Origin of the sequence: Nocardiopsis coralli (assembly GCF_014892575.1) — a bacterium.
Lineage (GTDB): Bacteria > Actinomycetota > Actinomycetes > Streptosporangiales > Streptosporangiaceae > Nocardiopsis > Nocardiopsis coralli.
In genome coordinates this window covers 35,591-51,236 of the sequence record NZ_JADBGI010000003.1, presented here as the reverse complement: position 1 = coordinate 51,236, position 15,646 = coordinate 35,591, and the positions used below count along the sequence as shown (strand labels likewise).

The following is a 15,646-nucleotide window of genomic DNA, read 5'->3' as shown; positions in this document are numbered from 1 at the left end:
TCCCACGGAGCCTCACCCGGCCCGGCCGACCCGCGGTGGTCCGGCCGGGCCTTCGTCGTTCCCGGGGTCCTCGCCCTCACCGGGGGTGCCGTCGCCGTCGGTGTCCTCGGGCGAGGGGCGCCGGATCCCGGCCCTGATGCGGCGGTGCACCGGGACCGACGCGACCAGCAGGTAGACCGCCGCCGAGGCCACCAGGACCGGGGCGGCCCCCACCAGCCCCACCAGGGCGCCCAGCACGGGGGTTCCGAGCGGGATACCCAGCCGGGTCAACGCGCCCATCATCGACATCCCGCGCCCGACCACGTGGCGGGGCAGGCGTTCCAGGATCACCACGGACAGGATCGGGTTGAGGAAGCCGCTACCGAACCCGCTCACGCCCCACACCACGAGCACGGTCCACAGCGGGACGTCGAGGGTGAGCACGAGCAGGCGCGGTGCCCCGGTGATCAGCAGGGCGGTGACGAACACCGCCACCCGCGGCAGCCGGTGCCCCACCCAGGCGGCGAGCGCCGAACCCGCGATCGCCGTGGCGCCCATGACGCCGGCGATGAACCCGACCGTCTCCGGCCCGTGGCCCCCGGCGTCCACCCACACCGGCAGGATCACCGCCATCACGGTCATGTCGATGACGTTGGTGACCAGCAGGACCGCCGCCACCACACGCAGCGGCACGTCGCCCCACACCGCGGTCCACCCGGTGCGCAGGCGTTCCAGGTACCCCGCCCCGGCCTCGGGGTCCTCCCGGTCGTCCACGCCCGGGCGTTCACGCGGGACGAGGAGCAGCAGGACCAGCGAGGCGCCGAGCATGAGCCCGGCGTTGAGGAGGAAGGCGGGCACCACCCCGGCGGCCGCGACGATCGCGCCGGCCACCACCGGGCCGACGGTCGAGGAGAGCCGCTCGACCGTGCCGGTGAGCCCCGCGACCCGCTCCACCGGGGTCCCGGAGGCCTCGGCCGCGAACGGGGTCAGCGACACCTTGGCCGCCTCCGCGGGCCCGGTGGACAGGCCGACGAGGAGCACCAGCACCAGGAGCACCGGGAAGGACAGCAGGTCGGCGGTGTGCAGCAGCGGAACACCGAGCAGCGCGAGCGCGGCCACGGCGTCGGCCCACACCCCCACGGTGCGGTGCCCGATCCGGTCCATGACCGGCCCGCCGAGCAGCCGGGCCACCCCGTAGGCGCCCATCTCCACGGCGGTGACCACACCCATGTGGGCGGGGCTCCCGGTCGTCTGGAGCACGAACCAGGGCAGCGCGATCATCGCCAGGCGGGTGCCCATGTAGGCGAGGCTCTGGGCCGCGACCAGCCCGAGCACGGGCCGGGGCCTCACCGTTCCTGTCCGTCGGGCTCGGAGGGGCGCTGGTCGGCGGGGTGCGGACTCGGGAAGAGCGCGAGCTGGACCTGCACGACACGGCTGCCGGGCGCCTCGGTGTCGGCCTCCGGGCCCGGCGCACGGTGGTACCGGTCGAGCACCTGGCGCAGCTCCTCGCGCAGTGCGGCCGACTCCTCGGCGGTGAGCTGGGTCAGGCGGTCGGCCATCCCCTGGGCGTCGCGCCACTCCTCGGGCTGGGCCGACCACGCTTCCACCGCGGCGGTGAGGCGCTCGCCCCACATCACGGCCATGGTGGCGCGGGTGGCCGTTGCGAGCTCGGGTGCGTCGGTGTCCAGGTGTTCGGGGAACCGGATGCCGGCGTGCGGGGCCCGCCACCAGCGTTCCCGGCTCGTGCCCAGTTCGGGGTCCTCGGCGATGAAGCCGTAGGCATGCAACTGGCGCAGGTGGTAACTGACCGAGGCCGAGGTGCGGCCCAGTGCTTCGGAGACGGATTTTCCGGTCAACGGTCCGCGCCGCTGCAGAAGGGTGAGGATCCGCCACCGCAACGGGTGGGCGATTCCGCGCAGTGAGCGGGCGTCGAGCACGAGCGCGTCGGAGAAGGGCTCGGGGGAGGGCTCGGGGGAGGGGACGGAGGAACGGGGGATCGATTCGTCCATGCCCTGACGGTAGAGGCCCAAGATTCCTTGGCCAAGGTGTATTGGCCAAGAAATGTTGGGTGAGACGGGATCGGTTTCCCGTGGGACCCGTGCGTGCTGAGTTGTTCGGTTCCGGATATGCGGGAAAAGGGCGGGTCGCCCGGCCGCTTCCCGTTCCCGCCGCCCCGCCCCGCTCACGGACGGGCGGGCGGGGTCGGGGCGCGCGCAAGGGCCCTTTAGTCTTGGTCCATGACCCGCGCCAAGCTCGACAAGAAGCCCCAGGACGTCGCGGCGATGTTCGACGGCATCGCTGAGAACTACGACCTCGTCAACGACGTCATCTCGCTCGGCCAGGACCGCCTCTGGCGCAAGTCCGTGGTCAACGCGGTCGACGCGCAGAGCGGCGAGCTGGTCCTCGATCTGGCCGCGGGGACCGGAACCTCCTCGGAGTCCATCGCGGCCGGGGGCGCCCGGGTGATCGCCTGCGACTTCTCGCTCGGCATGCTCCGCACCGGGGTGGAGCGCCGCGGCGGCGCCTCCCGAGCGGGTGTGACCTTCGTGGCCGGCGACGCCCTCCATCTGCCCTTCGCCGACGAGACCTTCGACGCCGTCACGATCTCCTTCGGCCTGCGCAACGTCGCCGACGTCGACCAGGCCCTGCGCGAGCTGCACCGCGTGACCAAGCCCGGCGGGCGCATGGTCATCTGCGAGTTCAGTCACATCCCCGTGGAGTTCGTCGACAAGCTCTACGCCACCTACCTGATGGGCGCGCTGCCCAAGATCGCGGGTTTCGTGTCCGGGCGCGGGGAGTCCTACGACTACCTGTCCGAGTCGATCATGGCCTGGCCCAAACAGCCCGAGCTGGCACGACGTCTGCAGGGGGCCGGATGGTCCCGCGTCGCCTGGCGCAACCTGTCCACCGGGATCGTGGCCATGCACCGGGGCTTCCGCGACCAGTAAAACCCGACATCGCACGCATTCATGCATGAGCGTGCATAGAAAAACATAAAGCCCTCACGCGGTGCGCGAGGGTCGATGGGCCGAAAGGCCCGCACACCCCGAGGAAGACCCCCTTCCTCGGGGTTTTTGTGTCTCCGGGGGTGGCCGCGTGTGGCCCGATGCGCCTGAAACAAACCTGAGCTGCATGTCTGTCCCGTAATGGCGGATTCGTTCCTGATGAGAGCAACAGTGGCCGATGGGGAGATTGTGTATAGCGCGTTCTTCATACCCCCTGGGGTTCGCTTTGTGGGTCAGGAGTGGTCTAGACTTCGGAAAAGAGCTTTGTGAAGTCCTTCACAAGACTCAGAGACGTGGCCCATACTTCCCATGTCGGACATGCCGAACGTCCCCAACCGGATACAGCACCCCGAGTGGTACGCCCGTCACCCCGCAGCGGGCCGCCGCGCAGCATCCCCGCGAGCAGCCGAGGACCAAACCCGTGAGTGAGACAGCCACCTCCGCTCCCAGAGGCCGGGAACGGATCGCATACGACGCCGACGCCATCGTCGTCGGGGCCGGCCCCTCCGGCGCCACGACCGCCTACTACCTGGCCCAGGCCGGGATGGACGTCCTCCTGCTGGAGAAGACCTCCTTCCCCCGCGAGAAGGTCTGCGGCGACGGACTGACCCCGAGGGCCGTCAAGCAGCTCACCGCCATGGGCGTCACGTTCGAGGACGAGGGCTGGGTCAAGAACCACGGCCTGCGCCTGGTCGGATCCGGGGCCCGCCTTGAGCTCCCCTGGCCCGACCTGGGCGAATACCCGGGTTTCGGCCTCGTGCGCACCCGCTACGACTTCGACCAGATCCTGGTCGACCGCGCTGTGCACGCCGGGGCCAAGCTCCTGGAGCGCACCAACGTCACGGGCCCCGTCATCGATGAGCGCAGCAACCGCATCATCGGCGTGAACGCCAAGAACGCCGACCGCGAGCCGGTGAGCTTCCGCGCCCCGCTCGTGATCGCCGCCGACGGCAACTCCTCCCGCCTGTCCGTGGCCATGGGCATCCGCAAGCGCGACGACCGTCCGATGGGCGTGGCCGTGCGCACCTACTTCGACAGTCCGCGGCACGACGACGACTTCCTCGAGGCGTGGCTGGAGCTGTGGGACCGCAGCGGCGACAAGGACGTGCTGCTCCCCGGCTACGGCTGGGTCTTCGGCGTCGGCGACGGCACCAGCAACGTCGGTCTGGGCATCCTCAACTCCACCGCCTCCTTCCAGGACGTGGACTACCGCAAGCTCCTGCGCCGCTGGACCGAGTCCATGCCCGAGGAGTGGGGGTTCACCGAGGAGAACCAGCGCGGCAAGGTGCGGGGCGCCGCCCTGCCCATGGGCTTCAACCGGGTGCCGCACTACGCGCGCGGCCTCATGCTCGTCGGCGACGCCGGCGGCATGGTCAACCCCTTCAACGGCGAGGGCATCGCCTACGCCATGGAGGCGGGCCGCATCGCCGCCGACGTGGTCGTGCAGGCGCACGGGCGCCCGACGCAGCAGACCCGCGAGCGTGCGCTCCTGCGCTACCCCGAGGTGCTGCGCCAGACCTACGGCGGTTACTACACGCTCGGCCGCTACTTCGTGAAGGTGATCGGCCAGCCCGACTTCATGAAGTACGCGACCAAGTACGGCCTGCGCCAGCGCACCCTCATGAAGTTCGGCCTCAAGATGATGGCCAACCTCACCGAGCCGGACAACGGGGACGCGATGGACCGCGTCATCAACGGCCTCTCGAAGATCGCGCCGGCCGCCTGAGCCGAGCCGCGTCCGTTCCCGGGGCGGGCCGCACCCGCCCCGGGCCCCAGTCGCCGACGGGACGAATCAGAGAAGAACCCGTGCAAGTGAACGCAATCACAAGCGCTCCGAGGCCCTCGGGCGAGCGCCTGTCCGAAGGAGGCTGACGGTGGAGCTGTACACACCGCTGTTCGTGCTCGGCGGTATCGGCGCCGCCTTCGTGGTCGTGTCGATGGTCGCCGGGGCCCTCCTCGGGCCGAAGCGCTACAACCGCGCCAAGATGCAGTCCTACGAGTGCGGCATCGAGCCCACCCCCCAGCCGGCGGGCGGCGGCCGGTTCACCGTGAAGTACTACATGACGGCGATGATGTTCATCATCTTCGACATCGAGATCATCTTCCTCATCCCGTGGGCCGTGCATTTCGATGCCCTGGGCTGGTTCGGCCTGATCGCGATCGTGCTCTTCCTGGTGAACGTCTCCATCGCCTACGCCTACGAGTGGCGCCGCGGAGGCCTCGAATGGGACTGACCGACGCACCCACGATCCGAGGCACACACCCCCAGACCGGCCCGGAGGAGGACCGCTGATGGGACTCGAAGAGAAACTGCCCGCCGGGTACGCGCTCACGACCGTCGAACAGGTCGTTGGGTTGGCCCGCAAGAGCTCGATGTGGCCCGCGACGTTCGGTCTGGCCTGCTGCGCCATCGAGATGATGTCCGCCGGCGGCCCCGACTACGACATCGCCCGCTTCGGCATGGAGAAGTTCGGCGCCACACCCCGCCAGGCCGACCTCATGATCGTCGCCGGCCGGGTCAGCCAGAAGATGGCCCCCGTCCTGCGCCAGATCTACGACCAGATGCCCGAACCCAAGTGGGTCATCGCGATGGGCGTGTGCGCCTCCAGCGGCGGCATGTTCAACAACTACGCGATCGTCCAGGGCGTCGACCACATCGTGCCCGTGGACATGTACCTGCCGGGCTGTCCGCCCCGTCCCGAGATGCTCCTGGACGCCGTGGTCAAGCTGCACGACAAGGTGCAGAACACCAAGCTCGGCGCCCACCGCGAGCAGGAGATCGCCGAGACCGAGGAGCGGATGCTGCGCCGTTCGCTCCCGCTCGTGGACAAGGACTGAACATGAGCAACGAGTACGAGCGCGACCGCGACGAGCAGGCCGAGGAACTGCCCGCCGTCCAGGGACGCGAACGCCTGGCCGCGCCCGTCAAGCGCACCGGCATGTTCGGGGCGAACACGACCGGCGACACGTCCGGTTACGGCGGGCTCCAGGTGCGGGGGAGCGCTCCCGTCGCGAGCACCCGCCCCTTCGCCGACCCCGACGACCCGCGCACCGCCGACTACGACCGGGTCGCCGACGCATTGGAGGCCGGCCTCGGCGAGCGCGGCGACGCGGTGGAACGGGTGGAGGTCGCCCATGGGGAGATGACCTTCCACGTGCGGCGCGAGGCCCTCCTCGAGCTGGTCAGGGTGCTGCGCGACGACCCCGCACTGCGTTACGAGCTGTGCACCGGCGTCAGCGGCGTGCACTTCCCCGACCACGAGGGGCGCGAGCTGAAGGCGGTCTACCACTTCCGCTCGATCACCCACAACAGCGCGATCCGGGTGCAGACGACCGCCCCCGACGCCGACCCGCACGTGCCCTCGATCGTGTCGGTCTACCCGACCAACGACTGGCACGAGCGCGAGGCCTGGGACTTCTTCGGGATCGTCTTCGACGGCCACCCCGCCCTCACCCGGATCCAGATGCCCGACGACTGGCACGGCCATCCCCAGCGCAAGGACTACCCCCTGGGCGGTGTCCCCGTGGAGTACCGGGGCGCGACCGTGCCCCCGCCGGACGATCGGAGGTCCTACCAGTGACCCGACCGACCACCAGCACCGCATCCGGCCAGAAGGGAGGCACCCCGGCGTGACCACCACCGAGGACTACATCGACGCCTCCGGCGGGGACTGGGACGACGTGATCGAGAAGGCACAGGCCACCAGCGCCGAGCGCCTCGTCGTCAACATGGGCCCCCAGCACCCCTCCACGCACGGCGTGCTCCGCCTGATCCTCACCCTCGACGGGGAGACCTGCACCGAGGCCAGGGTCGGGATCGGCTACCTGCACACCGGCATCGAGAAGAACATGGAGTTCCGGACGTGGACCCAGGGGACCACGTTCGTGACCCGCATGGACTACCTGACGCCGCTCTTCAACGAGACGGCGTACTGCCTCGCGGTCGAGAAGCTGCTCGACATCACCGACCGCATCCCCGACCGCGCCAACGTCATCCGGGTCCTGGTCATGGAGATCAACCGGATGGCGTCGCACTTCGTGGCCATGGCGACCTTCGGCATGGAGCTCGGCGCGACCACGATGATGACCAACGGGTTCCGTGAGCGCGAACTGTGCCTGGACATCCTCGAGCTCATCACGGGCCTGCGGATGAACCACGCCTACGTGCGGCCCGGAGGTGTGGCCCAGGATCTTCCGCCCGGTGCGGTCGGCAAGATCAAGGAGCTGCTCAAGGTCATGCCGCAGCGCATCAAGGTCATGCGCAAGCTCCTCGACGAGAACCCCATCTACCTCGCCCGCACCCAGGACGTGGCCCACCTCAACCTGGCCGGCTGCATGGCCCTGGGCGTGACCGGCCCGATGGTGCGCGCCTCCGGCCTGGGATGGGACCTGCGCAAGGCGCAGCCCTACTGCGGTTACGAGGGGTACGACTTCGACGTCCCCGTCTCCGACGGCGGCGACGTCTACGCCCGCTACCGCGTGCGTGTGGCCGAGATGGACGAGAGCCTCAAGATCATCGAGCAGTGCCTGGACAAGCTCACGCCCGGGCCCGTGATGATCGAGGACGCCAAGATCGGGTGGCCCGCCAAGCTCGCGCTCGGCTCCGACGGCCTCGGGAACTCGCCCGACCACATCGCGCACATCATGAGCGGCTCGATGGAGGCGCTCATCCACCACTTCAAGCTGGTCACCGAGGGGTTCCGGGTCCCCGAGGGCCAGGCCTACTCGGCGGTCGAGAGCGCCAAGGGCGAACTGGGCTGCCACGCGGTCAGCGACGGCGGCACCCGCCCCTACCGCGTGCACTTCCGCGACCCCTCCTTCACGCACCTGCAGGCCGTCGCGGCCATGTGCGAGGGCGGGACGGTCGCCGACGTGATCGCCGCCGTGGCCAGTATCGACCCGGTGATGGGAGGCGTGGACCGGTGAGCGAGCACCAGAACACACCGGGGACCGGCACGGCCCGGTTCCCCGACGATGTCGTCGCCCGACTGGAACCCGACGCCAAGGAGATCATCGCCCGCTACCCCCGGGCCCGCTCGGCGCTCCTGCCGCTGCTGCACCTGGTGCAGGCCGACGAGGGGCACGTCAGCGCCGCGGGCATGGCGTTCTGCGCCGACCAGCTCGACCTGACGCTGGCCGAGGTCAACGCGGTCGCGACCTTCTACACGATGTACCGGCGCGGGCCCGGCGGCGACTACCAGGTCGGTGTCTGCACCAACACCCTGTGCGCGGTCATGGGCGGCGACGAGATCTACTCCTCGCTCAAGGAGCACCTGGAGCTGGAGAACGGCGGCACCACCGAGGACGGCAAGGTCACGCTGGAGCACGTCGAGTGCAACGCGGCCTGCGACTTCGCGCCGGTCGTGATGGTCAATTGGGAGTTCTTCGACAACCAGAACCCCGAGACCGCCCGGAACCTGGTCGACGACCTGCGCCTGGGCAAGGACGTGGCACCCACCCGCGGCGCGGAGAGCGTCTGCACCTGGAAGCAGGCCTCCCGGGTCCTGGCCGGGTTCGACGACGGCCGCGGCGGCGAGGGTGTGCAGGCCGCGGGCCCGTCCCTGGCCGGTCTGAAGCTCGCGCGCGAGCGCGGTTGGCGATCCCCCCCGTCACCCTCCACCAACCCTCAAACGACGCCTTCGGCGCAGTCACCTTCTGATCCGAACGACCTGCCCACCCGCCCCTCCGAGGAAGAAGGGGGTGCGCAGTGACCACGCTGACCCCGATCCTGTCCGAGAACTGGGACCGCGCGGACTCCTACACACTCGAGGGCTACCGGGCCACCGGCGGTTACCAGGCCCTGCGCAAGGCCCTGGACACCGAGCCCGACGCCCTCGTCGACCTGGTCAAACAGGCCGGCCTGCGCGGCCGCGGCGGCGCCGGGTTCCCCACCGGCATGAAGTGGGGGTTCCTGCCCGCCGACAACCCCAAGCCGCGTTACCTCGTGGTCAACGCCGACGAGTCCGAGCCGGGCACCTGCAAGGACGTCCCGCTCATGCTCGCCAACCCGCACGTGCTGCTGGAGGGCATCGCGATCGCCGCCTACGCGATCCGGTCCCACCAGGCCTTCATCTACGTGCGCGGCGAGGTCCTCCACGTGGTCCGGCGCCTGCGCCAGGCCGTCGCCGAGGCGTACGAGGCCGGCATCTTCGGCAACGACGTGCTCGGCAGCGGCTTCGACCTCGAGGTCGTCGTGCACGCCGGCGCCGGCGCCTACATCTGCGGCGAGGAGACCGCGCTCCTGGACTCCCTGGAGGGTTACCGCGGCCAGCCCCGGCTCAAGCCGCCGTTCCCCGCCGTGGCCGGGCTCTACGCCTCGCCGACCGTGGTCAACAACGTCGAGTCCATCGCCAGCGTGCCCGGCATCGTCGCCAACGGCGCCGAGTGGTTCACCGCCATGGGCACCGAGAAGTCCGCCGGGTTCGGGTTCTTCTCGCTGTCCGGGCACGTGGCCAACCCCGGCCAGTACGAGGCCCCGCTCGGCATCACCCTGCGCGAGCTCCTCGACATGGCCGGCGGCATGCGGCCCGGGCACGAACTCAAGTTCTGGACCCCCGGCGGGTCCTCGACACCCATCTTCACCGACGAGCACCTCGACACCCCGCTCGACTTCGAGTCCGTGGGGCAGGCCGGGTCCATGCTCGGCACCCGCGCCCTGCAGCTCTTCGACGAGACCACGTGCGTGGTGCGCGCCGTCGGCCGGTGGATCGCCTTCTACGCCCACGAGTCCTGCGGCAAGTGCACCCCCTGCCGCGAGGGCAACTTCTGGATGGTCCAGGTGCTGGACCGCCTGGAGCGCGGTGAGGGCACCGAGGCCGACATCGACAAGCTCCTCGACATCTGCGACAACCTGCTCGGCCGCTCCTTCTGCGCGCTGGGCGACGGCGCTGCGAGCCCCGTCATGTCGTCGATCAAGTACTTCCGCCAGGAGTACGTCGACCACTACGAGAAGGGCGGGTGCCCCTTCGACCACACCAGGTCCACCCTCTGGGGCGACCGCGCGACCACGACGGGAGGGAACCAGTGACCGTCACCTCCAACACCTCCGGCGGGTCGGCGCCGGCCCCGCCGCCGGAGGACCTGATCACCGTCACCATCGACGGGTTCCAGATCCAGGTCCCCAAGGGCACCCTGCTGATCCGGGCCGCCGAACTGCTCGGGATCCAGATCCCCCGGTTCTGCGACCACCCGCTCCTGGACCCCGTCGGGGCCTGCCGCCAGTGCCTGGTGGAGATCCCCGACATGGGCAACGGCCGGGGCATGCCCAAACCCCAGGCCTCCTGCACCATCACCGTCATGGAGGGGATGGTGGTCAACACCCACCTGACCTCCCCGGTGGCGGAGAAGGCCCAGCGCGGGATCATGGAGTTCCTGCTCATCAACCACCCGCTGGACTGCCCCGTCTGCGACAAGGGCGGCGAGTGCCCCCTGCAGAACCAGGCGATGTCCAGCGGGCAGGGGGAGTCGCGCTTCATCGACGTCAAGCGCACCTTCCCCAAGCCGATCTCGCTGTCCAGCCAGGTCCTGCTCGACCGGGAACGCTGCATCCAGTGCGCGCGCTGCACCCGCTTCGCCGCACAGATCGCCGGCGACCCCCTCATCGAGCTCATGGAACGCGGCGCCCAGGAGCAGGTCGGCATCGCCGGTGACGAGCCCTTCAACTCCTACTTCTCCGGCAACACCGTGCAGATCTGCCCGGTCGGCGCGCTCACCGGCGCCGCCTACCGGTTCCGGTCGCGCCCCTTCGACCTGGTCTCCACGCCCAGCGTCTGCGAGCACTGCGCCGGCGGCTGCGCCCAGCGCACCGACCACCGACGCGGCAAGGTCACCCGCCGCCTGGCCGGCGACGACCCGCAGGTCAACGAGGAGTGGAACTGCGACAAGGGCCGCTGGGCCTTCACCTACGCCACGCAGTCCGACCGGCTCACCCGGCCCCTGGTGCGCGACGAGGACAGCCGCGCCCTGGAGTTCGCGTCCTGGTCGGAGGCGGTCAGCATCGCCGCCGACGGCCTCACGCGCGCACGCGGCCGCACGGGCGTGCTCGCGGGCGGTCGCCTGACCCTCGAGGACGCCTACGCCTACGCGAAGTTCGCGCGCCTGGCCCTGGACACCAACGACGTGGACATGCGCGCCCGCAGGACCTCCGACGAGGAGGCGGCGTTCCTGGCCAACCGTGTGGCCGGGGCCCCGATCGGCGTGGACTTCACCGCCCTGGAGAACGCACCCGCCGTGCTCATGGCCGGGTTCGACCCCGAGGACGAGTCCCCGACGGTGTTCCTGCGGCTGCGCAAGGGCCACCGCAAGCACGGGCTCCAGGCGTTCTCGGTGGCCTCCCACGCCACCCTCGGACTGAGCAAGGCCGGCGGGGCCCTGGTTCCGACCGTGCCCGGCGACGAGGGCCGTGTGCTCAACCAGCTGGAGACCGAGCACCCCGGCGCCGTCGAGGCCCTCGGCCAGGAGGGCGCCGTCGTGCTCGTCGGCGAACGCCTGGGCTCGGTGCCCGGCGGGCTCACCGCGGCCGCCTCCCTGGCCGAACGCACCGGCGCCCGCCTCGCGTGGGTCCCGCGCCGTGCCGGTGAACGCGGTGCCGTCGACGCCGGAACCCTGCCCGGGCTGCTGCCCGGCGGGCGCCCCGTCGCCGACGCCGAGGCCCGCGCCGAGGTCGCCCGCGCCTGGAACACCGGCCGCCTGCCCGAGGAGCCCGGCCGCGACACCGAGGCCATCCTCGCCGCAGCCGCGGCGGGTGAACTCGACGCGCTCGTCATCGCCGGCGTCGAGCTCGACGACCTGCCCGACCCCGAGGCCGCGCGTGCGGCCCTGGCACGGGTGCCGTTCATCGTCAGCCTCGAACTGCGGGCGAGCGACGCCACCGACCGGGCCGACGTCGTCCTCCCGGTGGCCGCCGTCGCCGAGAAGTCCGGCACCTTCGTCGACTGGGAGGGGCGCCACCGCCCCTTCGGCGACGCGCTCAAGGTGCCCGGTGCCCTCTCCGACCTGCGGGTGCTCTCCGCCGTCGCCGACGCCATGGACGTGCACCTCGGGCTGCCCGACGACGCCACCGCCTACCGCGAGCTCATGGAACTGGGGACCTGGACCGGCGAACGGGCACCCGCCCCCGCCGCCAGGCCCGCCGACGTGCCCGAGCCCGCCGCCGGACAGGCCGTCCTGTCCACGTGGCGCCAACTGCTCGGCACCGGGCGCATGGAGGACGGCGAGCCGTTCCTCGCCGGCACCGCCCGGCCCGCCCGCGCCTACCTGTCCCGGGCCACCGCCGACGAGGCCGGGGTCGCCGACGGGGGGAGCCTGCGTGTCACCGGCGCCACCGGATCGGTGACCGTCCCCGCGATCGTCACCGACATCCCCGACCGGGTCGTCTGGCTCCCCGCCAACGCCCACGGCTGCGACCTGCGCCATGACCTGGGCAGCCACGCAGGGGAGACGGTCGCGCTGGCCACGCCCACCACCGACGCCGGGAGGCACCAGTGACCCCCGTCGCTCTCGATCCGCGCGCGGCCCACCTGGCCTCGGAGAGCACCCTGGAGATGTTCGGCAACGACCCCTGGTGGATCGTCACCATCAAGGCGTTGGGGATCTTCGTCTTCCTCATGCTCTGCGTGCTCATGATGATCATGGCCGACCGCAAGGTCATGGGCCGCATGCAGCAGCGCCACGGACCCAACCGGATGGGCCCCTTCGGTCTCCTGCAGTCCCTGTTCGACGGGATCAAGCTCTCCCTCAAGGAGGACCTGATACCGCGCCAGGTCGACCGGTTCGTCTACATCGCGGCGCCCATCATCGCGGCGGTCCCCGCGTTCCTGGCGTTCGCGGTGATCCCGATCGGCCCCGAGGTGAACATGTTCGGGGTCATGACCCCGCTGCAGCTCACCGACCTGCCCATCGCCGCGCTGCTCGTGCTCGCCACCGCCGCGCTCGGCGTCTACGGGTTCGTGCTCGGCGGCTGGGCCTCCCAGTCGCCGTACGCACTGCTCGGCGGCCTGCGCGCCTCCGCCCAGGTCATCAGCTACGAGATCGCCATGGGCCTGTCGTTCGTGGCGGTCTTCATCATGGCCGGCACGCTCACCACCTCGGGGATCGTCGCCGCCCAGGAGAACGTGTGGTTCGCGGTCCTGCTGCTGCCCTCGTTCCTGATCTACATCGTGACGATGATCGGCGAGACCAACCGTCTGCCGTTCGACCTGGCCGAGGGCGAGGGTGAGATCGTCGGCGGCTTCATGACCGAGTACGGGTCGATGAAGTTCACGATGTTCTTCCTCGCCGAGTACGTCAACATGTGCACCGTCGCCGCGGTGTCGGTGACGCTGTTCCTCGGCGGCTGGTACGCCCCGCCCGGCGTCACCGCGATCTTCCCCGGCGCGAACGAGGGCTGGTGGCCCGCCCTGTGGTGGCTGCTCAAGTTCCTCGCCGTCATGTTCCTGTTCATCTGGGCCCGCGGCAGCCTGCCCCGCGTGCGCTACGACCAGCTCATGAAGCTCGGGTGGAAGGTGCTCATCCCCATCCAGCTCGTGTGGATCACCGGCGTGGCCGTCGTGCGCATGCTCGTGCTCGACGGTGCCTCCCCGGTGGTCATCGGGCTGGTCGTGGCCGCCTTCACCGTGGCCACCCTCGCCTCCTTCTACGCCTGGCTGCGCCACGTGCGCCGCGAGCGCGCGGAGGAGAACCGCGAACGCGCCGAGAACGCGCGCAGGGCCCACAGCGACCCGTCCTTCGGCGGGTTCCCTGTGCCCCCGAGCACGGCATCGCACTACGGCAGCAGCGTGCTCGCCGAACCGCCGCGGACGGCCACCGCCGCCGCTGCGGACCGCAACCAGAAGGGTGAGGAGGTTTCCGGTGCTTGAGTGGCTCAACCCCGTGAAGGGATTCGGTGTCACCTTCCACACGATGTTCAAGAAGGTGCCCACCGTCGAGTACCCGGAGGTCAAGCGCCCCACGGCGCCCCGCTTCCACGGACGTCACCAGCTCAACCGCTGGGCCGACGGTCTGGAGAAGTGCATCGGGTGCGAACTGTGCGCCTGGGCCTGCCCCGCCGACGCGATCTACGTCGAGGCCGGGGACAACACCGACGACGACCGGTACTCGCCCGGCGAGCGCTACGGCCGCGTCTACCAGATCAACTACCTGCGCTGCATCCTCTGCGGGCTCTGTGTCGAGGCGTGCCCCACGCGCGCCCTGACCATGACCAACGAGTACGAGCTCGCCGACGACAGCCGCCAGAGCCTGATCTGGACCAAGGAACAGCTCCTGGCGCCCCTGAAGGAGGGCATGGAGGAGCCGCCCCACCCCATGCGCCTGGGCGAGACCGAACAGGACTACTACGCCACCGGACGCGGTGAGCACGGTTCGCAGGGCACGGCCGAGGACGCGGAGGCCCTGCGTTGAACCCGCTCGCTCCCGCTTCCCCCGTGACGACCCTCGCCGCCCCCATCGGCGGGGGAGAGGCCGGCGTCTTCTGGGTGCTGGGCACCGTCGTGGTGCTCGGCGCCCTGGGCGTGGTCTTCTCCCGCAAGGCCGTGCACTCGGCGATGTCGATGGCGCTGTCCATGGTCGGCCTGGCGATCTTCTACGGCATCAACGAGGCACCGTTCCTCATGGTCGTGCAGATCGTCGTCTACACCGGCGCGGTCCTGATGCTGTTCCTGTTCGTGCTGATGCTCGTGGGTGTCAGCTCCGCGGACTCCCTCGTGGAGACGCTCGGCGGACAGCGCCTCATGACCGCCGTGGTCGCGCTCGCCTTCGTCGGCGCGCTCGTCACCGGCATCACCCGCATCAGCGTCGGCGACCCGACCGGGATCGCCGGCGGCGCGGCCGCGGCAGGCGGCAGCATCCCCTGGATCGCCGGTGAGCTGATCCTGCGCTACCTGGTCGCCTTCGAGGCCACCGCGGCGCTGCTCATCACCGCCGTGCTCGGCGCGATGGTGCTGGCCCACACCGCCCGCACCAAGAAGCGCCGCACCCAGAGGGAGATGGCCGAGGACCGCATCCGCGGCGACCACCCGACCCCGCTGCCCGGCCCGGGCACCTACGCACGGCACAACGCCATCGACATGCCGGCGCTGCTGCCGGACGGCACCGTCTCCCAGCTCTCGCTGAACCCGGTGCTCACCGCACGCGACCCGGAGTTCCAGTCCGAGGTGCCCGAGGAGGTACGGGCCGGACGGGCCGCGCTGCCCGGCGGCGGTTCCGACCCCACGAGCCTCAAGGAGGCCGAACCCACCGAGGCCGACGAGGGGTCCGGTGACGGTGCGCACGGTGCTGACCCCGGCGGCGGAGAGACCGCCGAGGGCAGTGACTCCGGCGAGCACGACGAGAACGGCAACGGGCAGGAGGTCGAGTCCTCGTGGACCCGATGAACTACATCGTCCTCGCGGCGCTGCTGTTCACCATCGGCGCGGTCGGCGTCCTCGTGCGCCGCAACGCGATCATCGTCTTCATGTGCGTGGAGCTCATGCTCAACGCCTGCAACCTGGCGTTCGTCGCGTTCGCCCGGATGCACGGAGACATCGAGGGGCAGGTCATCGCCTTCTTCGTGATGGTCGTCGCCGCAGCCGAGGTGGTCGTGGGCCTCGCGATCATCATGCAGATCTTCCGGACCCGCAGGTCGGCGTCGCTCGATGACGCCAACCTGCTCAAGAACTAGAAGGCGA

15 protein-coding genes are annotated in these 15,646 nt (G+C 70.5%); 13 read left to right on the top strand and 2 right to left on the bottom strand.

Annotated elements, in window-relative coordinates:
* Nucleotides 1-12: 12 nt before the first annotated feature.
* Both IDM40_RS03660 and IDM40_RS03655 read right to left on the bottom strand, forming a co-directional pair.
* The gene (locus IDM40_RS03660) at nucleotides 13-1,329 is read right to left on the bottom strand and encodes an MFS transporter (protein WP_193120473.1); all 1,317 of its coding nucleotides are present in this window, start codon (nucleotides 1,327-1,329) and stop codon (nucleotides 13-15) included.
* Nucleotides 1,326-1,988: a winged helix-turn-helix domain-containing protein gene (locus IDM40_RS03655; RefSeq protein ID WP_193120472.1), complete on the bottom strand. Its 663-nt coding sequence runs from the start codon at nucleotides 1,986-1,988 to the stop codon at nucleotides 1,326-1,328. Before IDM40_RS03655 ends, IDM40_RS03660 begins: the two co-directional genes overlap by 4 nt.
* A gap of 228 nt (nucleotides 1,989-2,216) precedes the next feature.
* On the opposite strand from IDM40_RS03655, the gene IDM40_RS03650 reads away from it, so the two are divergent.
* The 13 genes from IDM40_RS03650 (at nucleotide 2,217) to nuoK (ending at nucleotide 15,639) form a co-directional block, all read left to right on the top strand.
* Complete coding sequence (locus IDM40_RS03650) at nucleotides 2,217-2,927, top strand: demethylmenaquinone methyltransferase (RefSeq protein WP_193120471.1); 711 nt, start codon at nucleotides 2,217-2,219, stop codon at nucleotides 2,925-2,927.
* Between the two features lie 478 nt (nucleotides 2,928-3,405).
* A complete protein-coding gene (locus IDM40_RS03645) occupies nucleotides 3,406-4,710 on the top strand; it encodes a geranylgeranyl reductase family protein (protein WP_193120470.1) in 1,305 nt (434 codons plus the stop codon).
* 148 nt (nucleotides 4,711-4,858) lie between these two features.
* Nucleotides 4,859-5,218 carry an NADH-quinone oxidoreductase subunit A gene (locus IDM40_RS03640; RefSeq protein WP_017613772.1) on the top strand — a complete coding sequence of 120 codons (360 nt, stop codon included), beginning with the start codon at nucleotides 4,859-4,861 and terminating at the stop codon, nucleotides 5,216-5,218.
* 58 nt (nucleotides 5,219-5,276) lie between these two features.
* Nucleotides 5,277-5,822, top strand: a complete 546-nt coding sequence (locus tag IDM40_RS03635; protein ID WP_193120469.1) for a NuoB/complex I 20 kDa subunit family protein — start codon at nucleotides 5,277-5,279, stop codon at nucleotides 5,820-5,822.
* A 2-nt stretch (nucleotides 5,823-5,824) separates the two neighbouring features.
* On the top strand, nucleotides 5,825-6,565 hold the full coding sequence (locus IDM40_RS03630; RefSeq protein WP_193120468.1) for an NADH-quinone oxidoreductase subunit C: 741 nt from the start codon (nucleotides 5,825-5,827) through the stop codon (nucleotides 6,563-6,565).
* A gap of 49 nt (nucleotides 6,566-6,614) precedes the next feature.
* Complete coding sequence (locus IDM40_RS03625) at nucleotides 6,615-7,910, top strand: NADH-quinone oxidoreductase subunit D (protein ID WP_193120467.1); 1,296 nt, start codon at nucleotides 6,615-6,617, stop codon at nucleotides 7,908-7,910.
* Nucleotides 7,907-8,695 (top strand): NADH-quinone oxidoreductase subunit NuoE, encoded by a 789-nt coding sequence (gene nuoE / locus IDM40_RS03620; protein ID WP_193120466.1) that lies wholly within the window; start codon nucleotides 7,907-7,909, stop codon nucleotides 8,693-8,695. The genes IDM40_RS03625 and nuoE overlap by 4 nt, the downstream gene beginning before the upstream one ends.
* Nucleotides 8,692-10,011 carry an NADH-quinone oxidoreductase subunit NuoF gene (gene nuoF / locus IDM40_RS03615; RefSeq protein ID WP_193120465.1) on the top strand — a complete coding sequence of 440 codons (1,320 nt, stop codon included), beginning with the start codon at nucleotides 8,692-8,694 and terminating at the stop codon, nucleotides 10,009-10,011. The genes nuoE and nuoF overlap by 4 nt, the downstream gene beginning before the upstream one ends.
* Nucleotides 10,008-12,470, top strand: coding sequence for an NADH-quinone oxidoreductase subunit G (locus tag IDM40_RS03610; protein ID WP_193120464.1), 2,463 nt, complete (start codon nucleotides 10,008-10,010; stop codon nucleotides 12,468-12,470). The genes nuoF and IDM40_RS03610 overlap by 4 nt, the downstream gene beginning before the upstream one ends.
* Nucleotides 12,471-12,526: 56 nt before the next feature.
* Nucleotides 12,527-13,840 carry an NADH-quinone oxidoreductase subunit NuoH gene (gene nuoH, locus IDM40_RS03605; RefSeq protein WP_193120715.1) on the top strand — a complete coding sequence of 438 codons (1,314 nt, stop codon included), beginning with the start codon at nucleotides 12,527-12,529 and terminating at the stop codon, nucleotides 13,838-13,840.
* Nucleotides 13,833-14,381, top strand: coding sequence for an NADH-quinone oxidoreductase subunit NuoI (gene nuoI / locus IDM40_RS03600; RefSeq protein WP_193120463.1), 549 nt, complete (start codon nucleotides 13,833-13,835; stop codon nucleotides 14,379-14,381). Before nuoH ends, nuoI begins: the two co-directional genes overlap by 8 nt.
* Nucleotides 14,378-15,352 (top strand): NADH-quinone oxidoreductase subunit J, encoded by a 975-nt coding sequence (locus tag IDM40_RS03595; protein WP_193120462.1) that lies wholly within the window; start codon nucleotides 14,378-14,380, stop codon nucleotides 15,350-15,352. The genes nuoI and IDM40_RS03595 overlap by 4 nt, the downstream gene beginning before the upstream one ends.
* On the top strand, nucleotides 15,340-15,639 hold the full coding sequence (gene nuoK / locus IDM40_RS03590; RefSeq protein WP_017575853.1) for an NADH-quinone oxidoreductase subunit NuoK: 300 nt from the start codon (nucleotides 15,340-15,342) through the stop codon (nucleotides 15,637-15,639). Before IDM40_RS03595 ends, nuoK begins: the two co-directional genes overlap by 13 nt.
* Nucleotides 15,640-15,646 lie beyond the last annotated feature (7 nt).